Source organism: Streptomyces sp. NRRL F-2664, from assembly GCF_000719345.1.
Lineage (GTDB): Bacteria > Actinomycetota > Actinomycetes > Streptomycetales > Streptomycetaceae > Streptomyces.
On sequence record NZ_JOFX01000008.1, the window covers coordinates 110,988 to 128,675 of the forward strand.

The window sequence follows — 17,688 nt, forward strand, 5'->3', positions numbered from 1 at the left end:
GGCCCGGGCCCGGTCAGGCGGGCAGCCGGCCCCCGGGCACGGCCAGTTCGGCCGCGGCGGCCGGGATCCGGGACGTCGGGGTGGGCGCCGCGCCGGCCGGCGCCCGCGTCAGCAGGACCACCCCGCGCGCCGCGACGAGCGCTCCGGCGGCAGCCAGCACCAGGCCCGCCGGCCCGCCCTGGAGGCGTTCGCCGAGCAGGACCGCGCCGATGGCCGCGGCGGCCAGCGGGTTGGCCAGGTTCACCACGGCGAGCGGGGCGCCGAGACCGCCGCCCCGGTAGGCCCGCTGGGACAGCAGCATCCCGCCGACCGCGAAGACCACGACGAGCAGGGCCACGGCGACGACCCGGAAGCTGAGCAGCGGGCCTCCGCGGCCGCCCGCGACGGCCACGGTCTGGGTCAGCGCGGAGGCAACCGCGGACGCCAGCCCGGAGGCGGTGGCGTGCCGCAACCCCGCACCGGGGTCCCTGGCCGCGGTCAGCAGCAGGATCAGGGCGATGGTCGCCCCGGAGACGACGAGGGCCTCGGCCAGGGTGAGGGTGTCGTCCGGGGCCGGCCCGGAGGCCGGGAGCAGCAGCAGGCCGAGGCCGGCGACGGTGGCGAGGGTGCCGCGCCACTCCCCGGCCGCCACGCGGCGGCCGGCCCGGCGCGCGCCCAACGGGACGGCGGCGACCAGGGTGAGCGCTCCGAGCGGCTGGACCAGGGTGAGGGGGCCGTACCGCAGGGCCGCCGCGTGCAGCAGGGCGGCCCCTGCGTTCAGCCCGGCCGACCACCACCACACGCCCGAGCCCAGCAGGGCGCCGGCGGTACGCGCGACGCCGGCGCGCGCGAGCCGCTCCTGGGCGACGGCGCCGGCGGCGTAGGCCACGGCCGAGGCGAGGCAGAGACCGACGGCGAGGAGTGTGTCGTTCACTTTCCCGCTCCCACGGCTTCGGCCGTGCTCTCCCGGCGCGGCAAGGGGGGTACGGCTGCCTCCGCCCCGGTGCCGGTGGCGCTGCCGATGCCGACCCCGCCGGTGCCCTGCGGGTCCGGGTCGTGCGCGGGCGGGCGGGGGACGAGCAGCAGGGCGATCCCGAGCAGGGCGGCGGCGACGGCGGCGTCGAGCCAGTAGTGGTTGGCGGTGCCGACTATCACCAGGAGCGTCACCAGCGGGTGCAGCAGCCACAGCAGGCTCCACCGCGACCGCTTCCCGCTCCGGGTCGCGGCGATCATGCCGACCGCGAGCATCAGCGCCCAGCCGAAGTGCAGGGAGGGCATCGCGGCGAACTGGTTGGCCAGGGTGTCGGCGTCCGGCGCGGCGCGGTAGACGGTGGGGCCGTAGACCTGTCCGGTGTCGACGAGCCGGGCGGCCGGGAGCATCCGCGGGGGCGCGAGGGGATAGGCGAGGTGCAGGACGAGCGCGGCGGCGGTGAGCGCGGCGAGCACCCGGCGGGTCCACAGGTAGTGCGCAGGTCGGCGGACGTAGAGCCAGATCAGGAAGAGCGCGGTGGCGGGGAAGTGGACGACCGCGTAGTAGCTGTTCGCGGCGGTCACCAGGGCGTCTCCGTGGAGCATCAGCCGCTGCACCGCTCCTTCGCCGGGCAGGTGCAGGAGGCGCTCGGCGTCCCATATCCGGTCCGCGTTGCGGAAGGCCTCGCCGGTGCGGTCGGTCGAGAGCAGCCGGCCCGCCTTGTAGAGGGCGAAGAAGCCCACGACGAGGAGCAACTCGCGTATGAGGCGCCGGCGGGCGGCGGCTCCGGGGCCGGCGGTCGGCGGCCTGGCCGGCGTGGTGTGGGCGGTCATCCCCCGGTCTCTCTTCCTGTTTGCGCGCACAGCGACACGCCAGTGTATCGATACATTGGCGTATCGATACGCTGATGTACCGATACGGTCGCGTTCCCGTACACTTCGGAGCGGAACCCGTACCCCCGGCGCCCCGAGGAGAGCCGCACCCCATGACGTCGACGCCGACCCCCGCGCGCCGCTCCAAGATCACGCCGGAGCGGCAGCAGGAGTTCTTCGACGCCGTCCTGGAGCAGCTGCGCGAGCACGGCTACGAGGCCCTGACGATGGAGGGCGTCGCCGCCCGGGCCAGCTGCGGCAAGTCGACGCTCTACCGGCAGTGGAAGAGCAAGCCCCAGCTGGTCGCCGCCGCCCTGCGCTCTGCCCGGCGGGGCACCCTCGCCGCGGTCGACACCGGAAGCCTGGCGGGCGACCTGCGCGAGGCGGCCCGGATCGCGGCCGGCACCTCCGGCCGGGACACGCGGCTCACGCAGGCGCTCGGTCATGCCGTGCTCAGCGACGAGGCGCTCCAGGCCGCCCTGCGCGAGGCACTGGTCGAGCCCGAACTGGCCGCCTTCGACGCGATGGTGGGGCGGGCCGTGGCCCGCGGCGAGCTGGCCGCGGACCATCCCGCCGTGGAGTTCCTGCCCGCCCAGCTGATGGGCGTGCTCCGGATCCGGCCGGTGCTGGAGGGGCGGTACGCGGACGCCGACTACCTGATCCGGTTCGTGGAGGCGGTCATGCTCCCGGCCCTGGGTCTCGCGCCCGCCCGCCCCGCCGGGCCGGCGCCCGACCAGGCCCCCTGAACCGGCGGGCCGTCGTCCCGGTGACCGGACGACGACCCGCCCGCGCTGCCTCGTGGGGACGGCGGCAGCGCGCCACCCGGACCGGGCGGCGGCCACTCACCCGAGTGCCCGCCGCCCGTTCTGAGCGGCCCGACGGTCTCCGCCGCATTCAGCGGACCCCGCCCATGGCCCGGGTGAACGACTCGGGGTCCGTGTCGAACCCGGCCAGCCGTACGTCGAGCGACCAGGCGCCCGAGCCGTCCCTGGTGAACTCGCCGACGGTGGCGGCGGTGGCGGCGGGCAGGCCCGCGAAGTCGCCCTGGGCGAGGTCGGTATGGCCCTCCCTGATCCGGAAGCCCGTACCGGCGACGTCGGCGAAGGTCTTCGCGCGGCCGTCCCCCCGCCCCGTCCCCGCGCCGCTGTCCTGGATGACCACGCCGATCACCACACGGGCCGATTCCGGGGGCATCCGGTGCAGTTCGAGGATCATGACCTCGTCGTAACCGAAGCCCTGGCCGGTGTGGCTGTCCCGGTTGAGACTGATGGTCCCGTCCGGCGACCGGCTGCCGAAGTGCACGAGCTGGACGGGAGTCCCGTGCGGATCCGCGGCGGAGTACACCGCGGCGACGAGGTCGAGGTCGTTCGCGGGAGTGCCGGCCGGGCTGGGGTCCCACCGCAGCGCGACCTCCACCTTCGCCAGTCCTTTGCGTACACCGGTCACCGAACTCCCCCTTCGTTTACGGGTACTGCCCGCCCATGATCCCACGGGCGGGCCGCCGCGGCCCGAACGGCCGTACGTTCCCGGCCAGTCGGGACACCCTCTCGCGCCGGCGGCGTCCGGCGGCTACCAGTCCCCGTCCTGGACGGGTTTGCCCGGCCTGGGGGCGTTGCCGAGCGGCTTGACCTGGCCGGGGGCGGGCTCGGCCCACGGGGCGTGGTCGTCCCCGAGCCACTCCCCCACCGGCTTGACCCCGCTCAAGGCGTCGGTCGGTGCCAGGTCGGTGGCCGATTCGTCGTAGTAGTCGAACCACGGCAGTCCGGCCTTGGTGTAGGCGGCCCGGTCGACGGGCGAAGGCGGAGCCTCCTCCCCGGTGATCGCCCGCCATGCGGGCGGCGGCACCAGGTGCACGAAGACCCGAGCGGTCGGCTCCTCGGCCCAGTCCGACAGCGGGCGCTCGTCCCGGTAGACCTCCTGCCGCATGCTGCCGCCGACGCCGAGCCCCATCGCGGGGGCCGCCGGCGGTCCCGACCTGCCTCCCGGAGCCGCCGAGCGCGGCGCCGGGGCACCGGCCGGCGCGGGCGGAGCCATCATCGGGGCGGGGACCGGGCCGCCGAAGCCGGCGGCCATGGGGGCCTGGGCGGGCGCGGCGCCGTAGGGCCCGGCACCGCCGGGCGGGGCCGGCCGGGCCCGCTCGGCCCGGCGCCACTGCGCGAGCGCCTCACGGCCCAGCTCGAAAGCCTGGAGCTGCACGCCGCCGGTGGTCTCCTCCCCGGTGACCTGCCCTTCGACGGTGGCGCCGAGCCCCAGCGGCACGGCGACGAACTGGCGCACCGTCCCGTCGCCGGAGTTGATGCCGTCCAGCCAGGGCTGCCGCGGCAGGACCACGTAGTTCTGCGGGGTGCGTGCCAAACGGCCGCTCCAGCGCTCGCCGGAGACCGCGCACACCTTCCCGACGCCGACCTGGAGCGCGGCGGGGGTGCGGGTCCCGCCGAAGCTCAGCCACATCGCCTCGCGCAGGTACACGGGCAGCATCACGCCGCCCTTGGCGAGCCATTCGGGAGGGACCGTGTCGGGATGGTCCTCGACCCTGCGCAGCGGGAATTCGCCGAGCCCCGGCGGCAGCGCGTGCGTTCCGGATTCGGGCAGGCGCAGCGTCCCTATGAACCGGATCTGCACCCCTTCTCCCAAAAGCAGCGCATTTCCGTCCACCCGTACCGAGCCTGTTCCCACACCCGCCCCTTTCTGCTGGTGAGACCCGGTTGCACCGAAGAAATTACGGTCGAGCCGGATCGTTATCCTCAAGTTTCGCTCAAATGTAGTGACGCTGCGGTCGCCCTCTTCCTAGCTTCCTCGTACACATGTCTCGACGTGTCGTACGTCCCCGCGGTTCCACACGCCCGGCGATCCCGGTGACGCGTCCCGCGTTCCCCCAGGAAAGAGTGCAAGCATGAAGGTTCCCCAGGCCGGCGCGGTCGTCGCGGTGATCGCCCTCGCCCTGACCGCCTCCGGGTGCGGTGGCGGAGACGAGGACAAGGGGACCCTGTCCATCGGCATCAAGTTCGACCAGCCGGGCATCGGTATGCGCGAGACCGGCGGCGTCTTCACCGGTTTCGACGTGGACGTCGCCACCTACGTGGCCAAGGAACTCGGCTACAAGCCGGACCAGATCGAGTTCAAGCAGGTGCTCAGCAACGACCGCGAGCTGCTCCTGCAGTACAACGAGGTCGAGTTCGTCGTAGCGAGCTACTCGATCAACGAGAAGCGCAAGGAGAAGGTCGACTTCGCCGGCCCGTACTTCGTCGCGCACCAGGACCTGCTGACCCGCGCCGACGACACCTCCATCACCAAGGCCGAGGACCTCAACTCGAAGACGATGTGCTCGGTGACCGGTTCCACCTCCGCCGAGAACCTCAAGAAGAACCTCGCCCCCAAGGCGGCCCTGCTGGAGCTCGGCGGCTACTCGGACTGCGTCGTCGCGCTGCAGGAGGGCCGCGTCGACGCGATGACCACGGACAACGCCATCCTGGCCGGGTACGCCGCACGCAAGGGCAACGAGGGCAAGTTCAAGCTGACGGGCCAGAGCCTCAGCAACGAGAACTACGGCATCGGGGTCAAGAAGGGCGAGAAGGAACTCCAGGCCAAGATCAACAACGCGCTGCGGAAGATGGTCCAGGACGGGTCCTGGGAAGCGGCCGTGAAGAAGAACTTCGGCCCGAACTACAAGTACGAGCCGGCTCCGGCGATCACCACCGGAGGCTGACGCCCGCCGGACGCGTGGCCGTGCCCCCGGATCGGGGGCACGGCCACCGTGCGTCTCCCGGGCCGAGCGGGCCGCACACCCCGACTTCCACGTCCCGGCCACATGTTTTTTGCCTGATGGGCACATGACAATGCCATCCTCGGGGTGCCACCTGATCCCCCGCCGAATCCCCGGGCGGGGACGGTGCGTACGGAGAGGCACCCCCCACCCGATGAGAATCTCGCGCTCGACCCCCTGGGCGGCCGGCCTCGCGGCCGTCGCCCTGGTCGCCGTACCGGCGGCCGCGTCCGCCGGCCAGCAGGACGCGGCGGCGCCCCCCTCGCCCGGGGCCGCTCCCGCCGCGGCCGCCTCGTACGACGCGTACTACGCGCCTGCCGAGGGCAAGACGGGCACCGCACTGAAGGCGGCTCTGCACGGCATCATCAAGACGCAGTCCAAGCTGACGTACGACGGGGTGTGGAACGCCCTGAAGGTGACCGACCAGGACCCGGCGAACCCGAACAACGTCATCCTGCTCTACTCCGGCCGCTCGCAGTCCAAGGCGACGAACGGCGGCGGCGCCAACGACTGGAACCGCGAGCACGTCTGGGCGAAGAGCCACGGCGACTTCGGCACGGCCACCGGCCCCGGAACCGATCTGCACCACCTGCGGCCCGAGGACGTCACCGTCAACAGCACCCGCGGCAACAAGGACTTCGACAAGGGCGGCAGCCCGGTCGCCGAGGCGCCGGGCAGTCTGACCGACGCCGACTCCTTCGAACCGCGGGACGCGGTCAAGGGCGACGTGGCCCGCATGCTGCTCTACATGGCCGTCCGCTACGAGGGCGGGGACGGCTTCGCGAACCTCGAGATGAACGACCAGGTCAACAACGGCTCCGCCCCGCTCTTCGGCCGCATCGGACTGCTGAAGCAGTGGAACCAGCTGGACCCGCCGGACGCCTTCGAGCAGCGCCGCAACCAGGTCATATTCGATGTGTACCAGCACAACCGCAACCCGTTCATCGACCACCCGGAGTGGGTCGACGCCATCTGGTGACGGCGGGCGGCGGCTGCGGCGGCCCCCCGGGGTTGACGCGCGCGGGTGCGGGTATGCGCAGGTCACAGGCTGCGCTCCGCGCCCGTCGGCGGCAGCCCACGGAGGTGCGTGGTGATGGACGGAGCCGGCCTTTCCGATCGCGAGCAGCGCGCCCTCTCCGCGATCGAGGCAGAACTCAGGGCCGACCGCGCCCTCGACCGGATGCTGCGGTCGGGCCGCCCCAGCCGTCGTGCCGTCTGGACCGCGGTGTGGGCCGCGGCGACCGTGGCGCTGTTCGTCGCGGCCGCCGTGCGTGTCTCCGAGCCGCTGCTCTGGGGCTGCGCCGCCGCTTGGGCGCTGACGGTGGCCACGGCCCTGCCCGCGGCCGTCCAGTGGGTCCACCGCCGCAGACGGCTCCGGCCACGCCCGCCGGGATAGCGGCCGGCGTCGGCGGCCCGTGGACTCGCTCAGATGCGGCCGGCGAGGGCCTGGAAATCGGACCAGGGCAGCTGGGGCGTCCGCGCGTCCCACACCTTCTGGGACAGGGCCGCCAGCGGCATCCTGATGCCCGCCGCCACCTGGTCCTGGGTCTGCGCGCCGGCCAGGTCGGCCCAGACCGCGAGCCGCCCGCCCAGGATCTGGCCGTCGTAGGAGGCCGGGACGGGGGTGCTGCCGCGCAGGACGAGCGGGGTCCACTGCTCGTAGATCCGCCGGCCGGTGGGGTAGGTGAACTCGTTCGGCTCGCCGAGGACGTAGTAGAGGTACTCGTCGTTGAGGTTCACGAGCTTGCGGCCCTCTTGGAGGTACTCCAGCGGCGGACGGGCGCCGATCTCCTTGCCGGTCCAGTAGTCGACCTGGATGTCCTTGGCCGCGCTCGTCACGCCGCCGGCGAAGAAGCCGTCGTTCCATGCCTTGAGCGCCTTGCCCGACGGGCGGACGACCGCGGCACGGTCGTTGAGCCATCCCGTGGCCAGGTCCTGCACGCGGGCGGAGGGCCCGTAGCGCTGCTGCGCCGCGCGGGCGAGCTGCGGGAAGGAGGCCTGCGGGTCCCGGACGACCAGCGCCTGGTACTCGTCGGCGCCGAGGTGCCAGGCACCGCCGGGGAACAGCGGCCGGTACTCGCGCAGCAGGTCGTCGATCAGCGCGGCCGAGGCCGGGTTGGATATGTCCACCGCTCCCTTGACGGCCCTTCCGCTCACATCCCGCAGCTGCAGGTCCGGGTGGGCGCGCAGCACCGCGCCGAGGTGACCGGGCGAGTCGATCTCGGGCACCACCGTGATGTGCAGCCGGGAGGCGAGCGCCGTGATGTCGCGGACCTGCGCCTTGGTCAGGTGCGGGGTGGACACGATCTCGGGGTGGCTGTCGGACTGGATCCGGAAGGCCTGGTCGTCGGAGAAGTGCAGGCCGAGCTGGTTGAGCTTGAGATCGGCCATCTCGCGCAGTCGGCCCTTGATCCAGTCGGGCGTGAAGTGCTTCCGCGCTATGTCGAGGTTGAGGCCGCGCTGCGGTTTGGCGGGGCCGTCCCGGACGGTGCCCTCGGGGGCGGAGCCTGCGGCGCGCACGGCCTGTTTGAGGGTGCGGGTGCCGTAGAAGACGCCGGCCTCGTCGGGGCCGGCGATGCGGACGCGGCCGTCCTGCACGGTGAGCGTGTACGACTCGGGCGTGCCCGCGCCCTCCACGGAGAGCTCCACGTCGCCGGCGCGCGGCGCCGCGGGCCCGCCGTGGGCGAGGCCCAGTTCCTCGGCGAGCAACCGGGCCTCGTCGCCGAGTGCGGCCGTGTCGTCCGGCGCGACGACGACGCGGGCGCCGGGGGCGGGCTTCCAGCCGGGGCCGCGGGCCGGCTCGTGTTCCCGTACGGCCGGGATGGTGCGGGGGGCCGCGGACAGGGCGTAGGTGGGCGACGGGGCCGGCGGGGTGGGGGCGGCGGCCGGGGCGGTCGTGGTGCCGGCCGCGCGGGGCGCCGTGGGGCTGGGGGCGCGCACCTCGTCGGAGGCGGCCGTGCAGCCCGGGAGGGCAAGGCTGACCAGCGCGGCGGCCGCTGCCGTCGCGAGGGCGTGGATCCTCCTGTGCCGCTCAAGTTTCCGCATGTGATGCACCCGTGTCCCCCGTACCAACGTGGCACGGGGGCCACGCTCGCGCGACCCGGCGGTCTCAGACCAGGGCGTCGAGTGCCGCGGCGGCGAAGGCGTGGTCCTGCTCGGGAGCACCGCCGCCGACGCCCACGGCCCCGACGAGCCGGCCGCCGCGGTGGACCGGCAGTCCGCCCGCGATGAACAGCAGCGGGCGGTCCAGGGCGGTGGGCAGCGTGTGGAAGGGACCGTCGGGGCGGACCGCATCGGCCAGGTCGGCGGTCGGCGCGTCGAGCTGGAGGGCCGTGTAGGCCTTGCGGGTGCTGGTCTCGCCGGAGATCAGTACGGCCCGGTCGTCACGGCGGAAGGCCAGCAGGTGGCCGCCGGCGTCGAGGACGGTGACGCTGACCGCGGCCCCGGCCGCCGCGGCGGCGGAGGCGGCCGTGGTGACGAGCCGTTCGGCGTCCTCGGTGGTCAGGGGGGTGACGGCGGTACGGGTGGCGGTGGGAGTGGACATGCCGGTGTCTCCTTGAGGGGGGTGTACGGGGATCAGTGGTGGCCGGCCGCGGCGGCGGTCGCCTCGCGGGCCGCGGGTGCGGCCACCCGGTCGGCGGGGGCGGTCCGCCCGGCCGTACGGCGCTCCAGTGCGCCGGACACGAGGGCCAGTGCCAGGGCCGAGGCGGCGAGTGCGGCGCCGACCCAGTCGGGGGCGGTCCAGCCGAGGCCGGCGGCGATCACGAGCCCGCCGAGCCAGGCGGCGAGCGCGTTGCCCAGGTTGAAGGCGCCGATGTTGACGGCGGAGGCCAGGGTGGGCGCGCCGGCGGCCTGGTCGAGGACGCGCTTCTGCAGCGGGGGCACGGTGGCGAAGCCGAGGGCGCCGATCAGGACGACGGTGACGGCGGCGCCGGCCTTGCTGTGGGCGGTAAGGGTGAAGACGGCCAGGGTGGCGGCGAGGGCGCCCAGGGACACGTAGAGCATGGGCATCAGGGCACGGTCGGCGTAGCGGCCGCCGACGAGGTTGCCGGCGACCATGCCGAGGCCGAAGAGGACGAGGAGCCAGGTCACGGAGGAGTCGGCGAAGCCGGCGACCTCGGTCATCATCGGCGTGATGTAGGTGATCGCGGCGAAGACCCCGCCGAAGCCGAGGACGGTCATGGCCATCGCGAGGAGCACCTGGACGTTGCGGAAGGCGGCGAGCTCGCGGCGGACGCGAACCCCGCCGGCGGGCCGGGGCAGGTCGGGCACCAGGCGGGCGATGCCGAGCAGTCCCACGACGCCGAGGGCGGCCACGATCAGGAAGGTGACGCGCCAGCCCAGGGTCTGGCCGACGAGGGTGCCGAGCGGGACGCCGACGACGTTGGCCACGGTGAGCCCGGTGAACATCATGGCGATCGCGCCGGCCTTCCTCTCGGGGGCGACGAGCTCGGCGGCGACGACCGCGCCGATGCCGAAGAAGGCGCCGTGGGCGAGCGAGGCGACGACGCGGCCCGTCAGCATGACGCCGAAGGCCGGGGCGAGGGCGGAGAGCACGTTGCCGGCGATGAAGAGGCCCATCAGGAGCATCAGCATGCGCTTGCGGGGGATGCGGGTGCCGAGCACGGTCATGAGGGGGGCACCCAGGACGACGCCGAGGGCGTAGCCGGTGAACAGGAAGCCCGCGGTGGGGATCGAGACGCCGTAGTCGGCGGCGACCTCGGGCAGCAGGCCCATGATCACGAATTCCGTGGTGCCGATTCCGAAGGCCCCGACGGCGAGGGCGAGCAGTGCGAGAGGCATGGGGAGGTGCCCTCCAGGGAGGTGGTGGTGCGTGCGGTGTGGTGCGGTCTGCGCCCATCGACTGATCGATGCCTGCGCCGCCAACACGCGTCCACATTAATTGCAGGCGCGGGATATTTGCAAGCGCGGGATATTGCGGTGTTGGCATATCCTGGGGGTACACGCCCGCACCGATGACGGAGGAGAGCCATGACGGCCACGGACGGCGCGCTCACCGCCCTTTCCCAGGGCTGGTGCGCCCTCTCGCTGCTGCACGGCCGCATCGAGGCGCACATCGAGCGGGCCCTGCAGGCAGGCCACGGCCTCAGCGTCCGCGAGTACTCGTTGCTCGACGTCCTGAGCCGACAGCACGACGGGCCGGGCGGACACCTGCGGATGCACCAGGTCGCCGACTCGGTGGTGCTCAGCCAGAGCGCGACGACACGGTTGGTGAGCAGGCTGGAGGACCGCGGTCTGCTGAACCGGTACCTCTGCGACACGGACCGCCGGGGCATCTACACCGACGTGAGCGAGTCGGGCCTCGCCCTGCTGGCCGCGGCCCGCCCCACGAACGACACCGCCCTGCGCGAAGCGCTCGACGAGGCAGCGCGCAATCCGGAACTGGCCCCGCTGGTCGCGGCCGTGGAGAACCTCCGCAGGCCCTGACGTGCGCAGCCGCTGACGCCGCCGAGCCGTACGGACCGGGCCGGGGCCCGTCCGTACGGCTTCCGTCACGACCCGGACGGCGGCGGGGACGAGGTGGCCACCGCACCCGGGGTGACGGACGAGCCGCGCGAGGGCGTGAGCGGCGCCGAACGCTGCGGCGAGGCCTGCGCCGACGGGCTCCCCGACCGTAGGGGGAGGGGGAACCCGGACGGGCCCGACGACCGGTCGACGCTCGGCGCCGGGCCCGGCCGGCTCGCCGACTGCGTCGGCGTCGGAGTCGGCGTGCTGCCGGTGTCCGGACCCGGGGAGGTGACCTGCGGCGGCGTAGTGGCGGGCAGCCGGGGGCCGGGCGGCGCGTCCGGACCCAGCACCAGGTACCCGAGCCCGGCGGCCGCGGCCGCCACCAGACCCGCGACCGGCAGCGCGAACCGGCGCACCCCCTCCCGCGACCGCCGCCCGGCCCGCGTTCCCGGCGGGCGCGCCGGGCGCAGCCGGCGGAAGTCGACGCTGTCCGCCCGTGCGTCGAGCGCCTGGCGCAGCCTGCGCTCCACGGGGCGCTCCCCCGGGTGTGCGCCGAGGCGCTCGCCGTCGGGCGTCATATCCGTCCCTCCAGATTCCGTTCCAGCGCGTCCAGGCCTCGGCTCGCGTTGGACTTCACCGCCCCGCGGCTGATCCCCAGGGTGGCCGCGATCTCCGCCTCGCTGAGGTCCGCCCAGTACCGCAGGACGAGGACCTGCCGGCGGCGGGGGGTGAGCCGGGCGAGCGCGGCGAGCACCTCGCGGTGCGCCTCGTCGAGGACCACATGGTCCTCGGCGGACGGTTCGGCGGCCGCGGGCGGCGGGGTCCAGGCCCGCACGGTGCGCCGACGGCGCAGGACCGACCGGGCGGTGTTCACGACCGCGGTGCGCAGGTAGCCGAGGGCGTTGTCGACATCGGCGATCCGCTCCCCGTGGCGCCGGTACAGGGCCGTGAAGGCGTCCTGGACCACGTCCTCGGCGGTGGCCAGGTCGTCGACCAGCAGAACCGCCAGCCGGACCATGCCCAGTCGGTGCGCGTGGTAGAGCTCCGTGACGGAGGGCGGCTTCTCGTCGTCCGCGCCCGGGTGGGCATGGGACTGCGCCGGCGTGTACCGGGAGCCGTACGGGGACCCGTACGCCGGGCCGGACGGGCGCGGCGAGACCCGTGGGGCCGCGGAGCGTTCGCGGCGCAGCAATGACCACGGGCCCCGCCACGCCCGGCCGAAGCCGGGCACGAGGGGGCCGACGGGTGGTGCGATGTGGAGCACGGGGTTCCTCAGTTGTTCGTGCGGCGCCGCACGGCGTAGAGCGCTGCGGCGCCGGCGAGGACCAGCCCGGTCGCCCCCGCCCCCATCGCGAGGGTCGTCGCCGAGGAGCCAGTGTGCGCGAGCTCGGCGCCTGCGTCGGCCCCGACCGGCGCCGCGGCCGGGGTGGAGGGGGATGCGCTGGGCCCGGTGCTCGCGCCTGCGGCGCTCGGCGAGGCGATCGGCGCGGCGCTCGCGGACGCGCCGCCCGCGCCCCTGCCGCCGCCGGAGGGGGTGCTGACCGACGGGGCAGGAGCGGGTCCCCCCTGGCTGGGCGAGGCGCTCGCCGGGACGCTGACCGACGGGGAGGGTGCGGCCGAGGCGCCGCCGGCGGCGTGGGCGGGACCGGCCAGGGCGAGGGCCGTGCCCGCGGCGGCTGCGGCGACGGCCGTGCGGCGGACGGCCAGGGGGACACACTTCAGGTTGTTCACGGTGGTTCTCCACGGTCGGTTCGGGGACGCGGGACTGCGCCCCTTCACCCCCGCACGACGCGCGACCCGCCGGGAGGTTGCCGCCGCTCGCGAGAAATCTTCGGCCGGGCGTCAACGGGCGACGAGGCCCTCGCCCCCGGCGCACACCGCACCCGCCCCACCCGCCGTGCCCCCGGTCAGGACCTGCGGCGGGCGTAGCAGAACAGGTGTTCCTCCGGGCCCGCGCCCTCGTCGGCGGGGTGGAACGTCGCGGTGTGGTGGTGCAGCACATCGAGGCCCCGGTCGGCGAGCCTGGCCAGGTGGTCCTCCGTGGAGAGGCTGCTGACGGTGACCTCGTGGCCCATCCACTCGATGTCCAGGCCCCGGATGTCCCCGGGCACCGTGGCCATCACGAAGTAGCCGCCGGGCGCGGTCCAGGCGGCCATCCGGTCCAGCGCCGCCGCGACCTCCGGCTGGTCCATGACCAGCAGCGGGAAGAAGGAGCACACCGCGTCGAAGCCGCCGGGCGGCGGGGTGTAGGTGCGTACGTCGGCCTGCTCGAAGCGGGCCTGCGGGACCCTGGCGCGGGCCAGGGCGACCATGGCCGCCGACACGTCGATGCCGATCACGTCGCATCCGGCCCGGACCAGTGCCTCGGCGGTGGGCCGACCGGTACCGCTGCCCACATCCAGTACGCGGGCTCCCGCGGACAGCCGGGCGGTGAGCCAGTCGAGGGCCTCGATCTGGCCGGGCACCTGCCCGAAGACCTCCTCGTAGCGCTCCCCCAGCGCGTCGAACACCTCTGCCGCTGACGTGCGTCGACCCATCGGCCCGCCGCCCCTTCGTCCGTCGGAGGGGAACCACCGTACATGGGCGGTCAGGTGGAGGCGGGCACCAGGACGACAGCCGTTCCGTAGGCGCACACCTCGGTCCCGACGTCGGCCGCGTCGGTGACGTCGAAGCGCATCATCAGCACGGCGTTCGCACCGCGCGCCTTGGCCTGCTCGACGAGCCGGTCCATCGCCTGACTGCGGGTCTGGACGAGGGTCTTGGTGAGGCCCTTCAACTCACCGCCGATCATCGACTTGAGGCCGGCGCCGATCTGGCTGCCCAGGTGACGGGAGCGCACCGTGAGGCCGAAGACCTCGCCGATGACCCGCTCGACCCGGTAGCCGGGGACGTCGTTGGTCGTCACGACGAGGACGCCGGTCTCGTGCGCGCCGGCCCCGCCGCCGTAGTCATCGATACCCATGCGCCCTACTGTGGCGCCGCCCGCCGGCGCCCGCATCCGGGAAGTACCGGCGATGAGGGCATTCGGGCGGCGGGTGCCGTGCGGAGAGGGGGGCACGGGCCCGGTGGCCCGTGCCGGTTCCCAGCACCATGCCGGACTCGCGTCGCGTCCGTACAGTGCTGCTCTGCCGGCCGACCGGCCGGCGGTGGCCCTGTCCCCCCGGGGCCCGCCACGCGGCCGTGCCCGTACGGGGGCGGGCACGCCGCCTCCCCCGGTGGACAGATTGGTCATATCGGGCTAAAGGCCGGTGAGCCACCGGGGCTGCGGTCGCCGCCCTGGTCATAGTCGTCCGTGGCAACCGTCCGTTGCCATCCCGTGCCGCGTGCCGCGGCCGGTCGGACGTCTTCACAGAGGAGTCGGCTCATGCTGAAGCCCACCAGAACCATCCTCGCTCTCGCCACCGGAAGCCTGGTTCTCGGTCTGCTCGGGGTGGGCGCCGCCGTCGCGGACGAGGGTCCGCGGGAGATCATCGTCGGCGAGGGGCCCGCGTCCGCGCAGCCCGGCGGGTACCCGTACGACCGGTACGCCTTCGGCAAGGTCGTCTCCCGGGGCCCGCTGAAGGTCCGCAGCAAGCCGACCACCACGTCGCGCGCCGTCGGCCAGGTGCAGCCGAACAGCCGGGTCGAGATCGAGTGCAAGAAGTACGGCGAGAACGTCTCGGGCAACCGCGTCTGGTACCGCCTGCACGACGACCGCGAGAACGGGGACAACGGCTCCGACCGTGAGGACATGGACCGCGAGGACATGGACCGCGAGGACATGGACCGCGAGGACATGGACCGCGAAGACATGGACCGCGAAGACATGGACCGCGAAGACATGGACCGCGAGGACACGGGCCGCGAGGACCGTCGCGCGAAGGCCTACGAGCAGGAGCGCTGGGTCTCCGCCCGCTACGTCAGGAACCTCTCCGAGGTGAAGTACTGCCGCTGACCCACCGGGTCAGTCCACCGGGCGTACGGCACGCGGTCCCACGCACCGCGCACCGTACGCCCGGACCCGTTCGCGCAGTGCGCGGTCGGCCGTGACCACGACCACCGCCCGTCCGGCCCCGGCGCGGGCGGCGGCCAGCTCCACGATCAGGTCGTCGCCGCTGCCGGGCGCCGCCTCGACCCGGACGCCGGGCACGGACCCGACGCCGCGGGCGGCGCCTTCGACGACGAGGACGATCTCCTCGTCGCCCTCCCCGGTGGCGGCCCGGGCGGCGAGCCGGTCGCGCAGCCGCTCGGCGGCACCGCGCCGGTCGCGCCACCAGCCGTCGGGCACGGACCCGACGACGTTCGCGGCGTCGACGATCAGGACGGTCCTCACGCGGCGCCCTCTAGAAGTCGCCGTAGTTGACCTGCCAGGTGGGCAGGCCCATCCGGCGCCAGACCGCGACGACCCGGTCCCGGTCGTCGAGCGACACCCGTACCGCGTACCGGTGGCGCACGTGGGCGTCGAACAGCTCCGCCTTGACCACGTCGTCGCGGCGGGTGTCGCCCGCTGCGCGCATCCACAGCTCGTCGTAGGGCACCTGGTGCCGGCGCAGCCAGGCCTCGGTCTGCGGCCGGTACTCCTCGCTGCGGCCCGACAGCAGGACGACCACGTCGCCGTCCGCGCGCCGGAAGGCGTCCAGGGCGTGCCGCACCGACGCGTTGAGCAGGTCGAGCTCGCAGCGCGTGAAGTCGTAGGGCCCCCGGTCGCCGGTCAGCGCGAGCGTGCCGTCGATGTCGCACATGACCGCCGTCGGCAGGGCCGGGTCGGGGACGTACGGCGTCACGGGCGGCGCGGCCGCCGCACCGGACCCGCCGTTCATCCACTCGGCCGTCAGCCGCCAGCCGCCCTTGCGGGCGTTGCGGTGCTTCTCGGCCAGCACGCGGATGACCTCCTCGCCGACCCTGCGCTCACGGGCGGCGTCCCGGCGCAGGCACTCCTCCAGCGGGACGTCGGTGAAGTCGTGCACCACGAAGGTCGCGAGACCGCCGACCGCCGCCTTCAGCCGCTTGGGGATGTGCTTGGTCAGGTGGGTGTTGTCGACGACCACGTCGAAGCCGCCGTCGACCGCCGCGCGGACCGCCGCGTCCTGAACGGCAAGGACCGTCTGCTCGTGGGCGAAGCTGCGGCCGCGGGCGGGGTCCGGCAGGTCGAGCATGGCCCGCAGGTCGTCGAGGTTGACCCGGCGCATCCGGCCGCCGGCCTCCGCCTGCAGGGCGCGCGCGGCGGTCGTCTTGCCCGAGGCGGGCAGGCCCGTCATGACGTGCACGACGGGCAGCGGGGCCTCCCGTCGGGCGGGCCCGTCCGGGCGGGCCGCCGCCGGCGCCGGGACGCGCGGCGCCGTCTGCGGCGTGCGGGCGGGGGCCGGCGCGGCGGCCCGGCGTTCCGGCGCGGCCGCGGACCGGTTCCCCTCCTCGGGGACGGTGCGGTTCCCGGCCTCGGACACGGTCCTGTTCTCCTCGTCGGTGATGTACGGGTCGGCGGCCTCGGGCCGCACCTGGCGCCAGGTCGTGAGCTCGGTCGACCGGCCGTCGAGCCGCATGAACATCGCGGGCCGGACGGTGCGGTCGGGCAGCTGCGCGACCGCCCGGGCGAAGGCTCCCCGGTCGGCGGTCAGGTGGGCGAGGCCCGCGTAGGCCTCGTCGATCGCGCGCTCGTGGCGGGCGGCTGCCTCCTCCAGACCGGCGATGACCTCGCGCACCCACTGGTCGAACTCGTCGGGCACCTGCTCCAGCAGCGCGTCCAGGGGCTTGCCGCCCCAGGCCTCGACGTCGGCGACGGTGCAGTTCAGTCCCTGTGCGAGCTGCTTGGCGGGCATGCCGGCGAAGCGCTGCACTCCGTGGCCGCGCCAGATGTCGCGCGCGGTCACGCCGGTGAGCACCTTGTGGAGGCGCACGTATTCGGACAGCTTGGCCTTGGCCCGCACGCCGGAGGCGAAGCGCAGTACGAAGCCCTCGGCGTCCATGCCGTTCGCGGGGGCCCCTCCGGGCAGGGTGTTGGACTCGGTCAGCGCGAGCAGCTCGTCGAGGGGCATGGCGGGCCACACCGTGACGACGGAGCCGATGCCCTCCCAGTGGGCCGCGGCCTCGGCGAGCGGCACCTCGGTGCCGTCCGGGCCGAAGGCGGCGAGCAGGACGAGGTCGCGGCGGTCGCCGTAGTCCACGACGATGCGGTTCTGCGGGTAGAGGATCTCCGCGAGGTATGTGGTGCCCGGGCGCAGGGCCGCGGTGTCCGCGCCGTCGAGCCGGCGCTGTGCCCAGACGGCCTGGGCGCTGATGAAGGAACCCTTGGAGGCGACCCGCCAGCGGCCGGCGTAGTGGAAGACGATCGCGAGGCTGCCGTCGACCTTGTCGTACACCTCGAACGGCTCGTCGGGCAGGGCCGGGGCGTAGGGCTGACCCGACTCGTGCTCGCCGACGTTGAAGAACTTCGGCAGCGGCAGGGCGACGATCGCGCCGGTCTCGTCGTCGGCGACGAGTCCGCGGCAGCGTGTGGTGACCTCGTTCCATACGCGCTCGTACTGGGCCGTCCGCGTGTAGGTGTAGATGGACAGCGGCAGCTCGGGGTGCGCCTTGCGGGTCACGTACCCGGCGTCGATCGAGTCCGCCAGTGCCTGGGCGGGCAGCAGGTCGTGCAGAGTCAGGGTCTCCTGGCTCAT

20 protein-coding genes are annotated in these 17,688 nt (G+C 74.2%); 6 read left to right on the forward strand and 14 right to left on the reverse strand.

The features are described from left to right. Positions 1-13: 13 nt before the first annotated feature. Entirely contained in the window at positions 14-913 is a 900-nt protein-coding gene (locus tag IF89_RS0111460; RefSeq protein ID WP_078628227.1) for a DMT family transporter, read from the reverse strand. Continuing rightward, positions 910-1,782, reverse strand: a complete 873-nt coding sequence (locus IF89_RS0111465; RefSeq protein WP_030765022.1) for a phosphatase PAP2 family protein — start codon at positions 1,780-1,782, stop codon at positions 910-912. The genes IF89_RS0111460 and IF89_RS0111465 overlap by 4 nt, the downstream gene beginning before the upstream one ends. Before the next feature lie 152 nt (positions 1,783-1,934). Here IF89_RS0111465 and IF89_RS0111470 point away from each other — a divergent pair, with 152 nt between their 5' ends. Beyond that, positions 1,935-2,567: a TetR/AcrR family transcriptional regulator gene (locus IF89_RS0111470; RefSeq protein WP_043193678.1), complete on the forward strand. Its 633-nt coding sequence runs from the start codon at positions 1,935-1,937 to the stop codon at positions 2,565-2,567. Positions 2,568-2,715: 148 nt separating this feature from the next. On the opposite strand, the gene IF89_RS0111475 is transcribed toward IF89_RS0111470, so the two are convergent. Both IF89_RS0111475 and IF89_RS0111480 read right to left on the reverse strand, forming a co-directional pair. Further along, positions 2,716-3,267 (reverse strand): TerD family protein, encoded by a 552-nt coding sequence (locus IF89_RS0111475; protein ID WP_030765028.1) that lies wholly within the window; start codon positions 3,265-3,267, stop codon positions 2,716-2,718. Positions 3,268-3,390: 123 nt separating this feature from the next. Further along, on the reverse strand, positions 3,391-4,497 hold the full coding sequence (locus tag IF89_RS0111480; protein ID WP_030765030.1) for a hypothetical protein: 1,107 nt from the start codon (positions 4,495-4,497) through the stop codon (positions 3,391-3,393). 217 nt (positions 4,498-4,714) lie between these two features. On the opposite strand from IF89_RS0111480, the gene IF89_RS0111485 reads away from it, so the two are divergent. From IF89_RS0111485 to IF89_RS0111495, 3 genes are all read left to right on the forward strand, one after another. After that, positions 4,715-5,527, forward strand: a complete 813-nt coding sequence (locus IF89_RS0111485; RefSeq protein ID WP_030765033.1) for a glutamate ABC transporter substrate-binding protein — start codon at positions 4,715-4,717, stop codon at positions 5,525-5,527. Between the two features lie 211 nt (positions 5,528-5,738). After that, positions 5,739-6,563 (forward strand): endonuclease I family protein, encoded by an 825-nt coding sequence (locus IF89_RS0111490; RefSeq protein ID WP_030765037.1) that lies wholly within the window; start codon positions 5,739-5,741, stop codon positions 6,561-6,563. Positions 6,564-6,677: 114 nt separating this feature from the next. Beyond that, positions 6,678-6,980, forward strand: a complete 303-nt coding sequence (locus IF89_RS0111495; RefSeq protein WP_030765040.1) for a DUF3040 domain-containing protein — start codon at positions 6,678-6,680, stop codon at positions 6,978-6,980. A 29-nt stretch (positions 6,981-7,009) separates the two neighbouring features. Here IF89_RS0111495 and IF89_RS0111500 read toward each other — a convergent pair whose 3' ends face one another. The 3 genes from IF89_RS0111500 to IF89_RS0111510 all read right to left on the reverse strand — a co-directional run bounded on the left by IF89_RS0111500 (position 7,010) and on the right by IF89_RS0111510 (position 10,387). After that, the gene (locus tag IF89_RS0111500) at positions 7,010-8,629 is read right to left on the reverse strand and encodes a beta-N-acetylhexosaminidase (protein WP_030765043.1); all 1,620 of its coding nucleotides are present in this window, start codon (positions 8,627-8,629) and stop codon (positions 7,010-7,012) included. Between the two features lie 64 nt (positions 8,630-8,693). Next, on the reverse strand, positions 8,694-9,128 hold the full coding sequence (locus tag IF89_RS0111505; protein ID WP_030765046.1) for a GlcG/HbpS family heme-binding protein: 435 nt from the start codon (positions 9,126-9,128) through the stop codon (positions 8,694-8,696). A gap of 32 nt (positions 9,129-9,160) precedes the next feature. Continuing rightward, positions 9,161-10,387, reverse strand: a complete 1,227-nt coding sequence (locus IF89_RS0111510; protein WP_030765049.1) for an MFS transporter — start codon at positions 10,385-10,387, stop codon at positions 9,161-9,163. A 189-nt stretch (positions 10,388-10,576) separates the two neighbouring features. On the opposite strand from IF89_RS0111510, the gene IF89_RS0111515 reads away from it, so the two are divergent. Further along, positions 10,577-11,032, forward strand: coding sequence for a MarR family winged helix-turn-helix transcriptional regulator (locus IF89_RS0111515; protein WP_030765052.1), 456 nt, complete (start codon positions 10,577-10,579; stop codon positions 11,030-11,032). Between the two features lie 65 nt (positions 11,033-11,097). Here the strand turns inward: IF89_RS0111515 and IF89_RS45935 are convergent, their stop codons facing one another. From IF89_RS45935 to IF89_RS0111540, 5 genes are all read right to left on the reverse strand, one after another. Beyond that, on the reverse strand, positions 11,098-11,631 hold the full coding sequence (locus IF89_RS45935; protein ID WP_051806976.1) for a hypothetical protein: 534 nt from the start codon (positions 11,629-11,631) through the stop codon (positions 11,098-11,100). Next, positions 11,628-12,317 (reverse strand): SigE family RNA polymerase sigma factor, encoded by a 690-nt coding sequence (locus IF89_RS0111525; protein ID WP_030765057.1) that lies wholly within the window; start codon positions 12,315-12,317, stop codon positions 11,628-11,630. Before IF89_RS0111525 ends, IF89_RS45935 begins: the two co-directional genes overlap by 4 nt. Positions 12,318-12,325: 8 nt before the next feature. Next, entirely contained in the window at positions 12,326-12,784 is a 459-nt protein-coding gene (locus IF89_RS0111530; RefSeq protein WP_051806977.1) for an LPXTG cell wall anchor domain-containing protein, read from the reverse strand. A gap of 176 nt (positions 12,785-12,960) precedes the next feature. Beyond that, positions 12,961-13,590, reverse strand: coding sequence for a class I SAM-dependent methyltransferase (locus tag IF89_RS0111535; protein WP_030765064.1), 630 nt, complete (start codon positions 13,588-13,590; stop codon positions 12,961-12,963). A gap of 50 nt (positions 13,591-13,640) precedes the next feature. Beyond that, positions 13,641-14,015, reverse strand: coding sequence for a YbjQ family protein (locus tag IF89_RS0111540; protein WP_030765068.1), 375 nt, complete (start codon positions 14,013-14,015; stop codon positions 13,641-13,643). Between the two features lie 402 nt (positions 14,016-14,417). Here IF89_RS0111540 and IF89_RS0111545 point away from each other — a divergent pair, with 402 nt between their 5' ends. Continuing rightward, positions 14,418-14,987: an SH3 domain-containing protein gene (locus IF89_RS0111545; RefSeq protein ID WP_030765071.1), complete on the forward strand. Its 570-nt coding sequence runs from the start codon at positions 14,418-14,420 to the stop codon at positions 14,985-14,987. 9 nt (positions 14,988-14,996) lie between these two features. Here IF89_RS0111545 and IF89_RS0111550 read toward each other — a convergent pair whose 3' ends face one another. Beyond that, positions 14,997-15,365, reverse strand: a complete 369-nt coding sequence (locus IF89_RS0111550) for an NYN domain-containing protein (protein WP_030765074.1) — start codon at positions 15,363-15,365, stop codon at positions 14,997-14,999. Positions 15,366-15,375: 10 nt separating this feature from the next. Beyond that, positions 15,376-17,688: an AAA family ATPase gene (locus IF89_RS47580; RefSeq protein WP_234327723.1), complete on the reverse strand. Its 2,313-nt coding sequence runs from the start codon at positions 17,686-17,688 to the stop codon at positions 15,376-15,378.

Bases quoted from the DNA above. Each gene is read 5' to 3' on its own strand.
- IF89_RS0111535 (WP_030765064.1), bottom strand. From the start codon at position 13,590: ATGGGTCGACGCACGTCAGCGGCAGAGGTGTTCGACGCGCTGGGGGAG.
- IF89_RS0111485 (WP_030765033.1), top strand. From the start codon at position 4,715: ATGAAGGTTCCCCAGGCCGGCGCGGTCGTCGCGGTGATCGCCCTCGCC.
- IF89_RS0111545 (WP_030765071.1), top strand. From the start codon at position 14,418: ATGCTGAAGCCCACCAGAACCATCCTCGCTCTCGCCACCGGAAGCCTG.
- IF89_RS0111540 (WP_030765068.1), bottom strand. From the start codon at position 14,015: ATGGGTATCGATGACTACGGCGGCGGGGCCGGCGCGCACGAGACCGGC.
- IF89_RS0111515 (WP_030765052.1), top strand. From the start codon at position 10,577: ATGACGGCCACGGACGGCGCGCTCACCGCCCTTTCCCAGGGCTGGTGC.
- IF89_RS45935 (WP_051806976.1), bottom strand. From the start codon at position 11,631: ATGACGCCCGACGGCGAGCGCCTCGGCGCACACCCGGGGGAGCGCCCC.
- IF89_RS47580 (WP_234327723.1), bottom strand. From the start codon at position 17,688: ATGAGCCAGGAGACCCTGACTCTGCACGACCTGCTGCCCGCCCAGGCA.
- IF89_RS0111490 (WP_030765037.1), top strand. From the start codon at position 5,739: ATGAGAATCTCGCGCTCGACCCCCTGGGCGGCCGGCCTCGCGGCCGTC.
- IF89_RS0111500 (WP_030765043.1), bottom strand. From the start codon at position 8,629: ATGCGGAAACTTGAGCGGCACAGGAGGATCCACGCCCTCGCGACGGCA.
- IF89_RS0111495 (WP_030765040.1), top strand. From the start codon at position 6,678: ATGGACGGAGCCGGCCTTTCCGATCGCGAGCAGCGCGCCCTCTCCGCG.
- IF89_RS0111470 (WP_043193678.1), top strand. From the start codon at position 1,935: ATGACGTCGACGCCGACCCCCGCGCGCCGCTCCAAGATCACGCCGGAG.
- IF89_RS0111505 (WP_030765046.1), bottom strand. From the start codon at position 9,128: ATGTCCACTCCCACCGCCACCCGTACCGCCGTCACCCCCCTGACCACC.
- IF89_RS0111465 (WP_030765022.1), bottom strand. From the start codon at position 1,782: ATGACCGCCCACACCACGCCGGCCAGGCCGCCGACCGCCGGCCCCGGA.
- IF89_RS0111510 (WP_030765049.1), bottom strand. From the start codon at position 10,387: ATGCCTCTCGCACTGCTCGCCCTCGCCGTCGGGGCCTTCGGAATCGGC.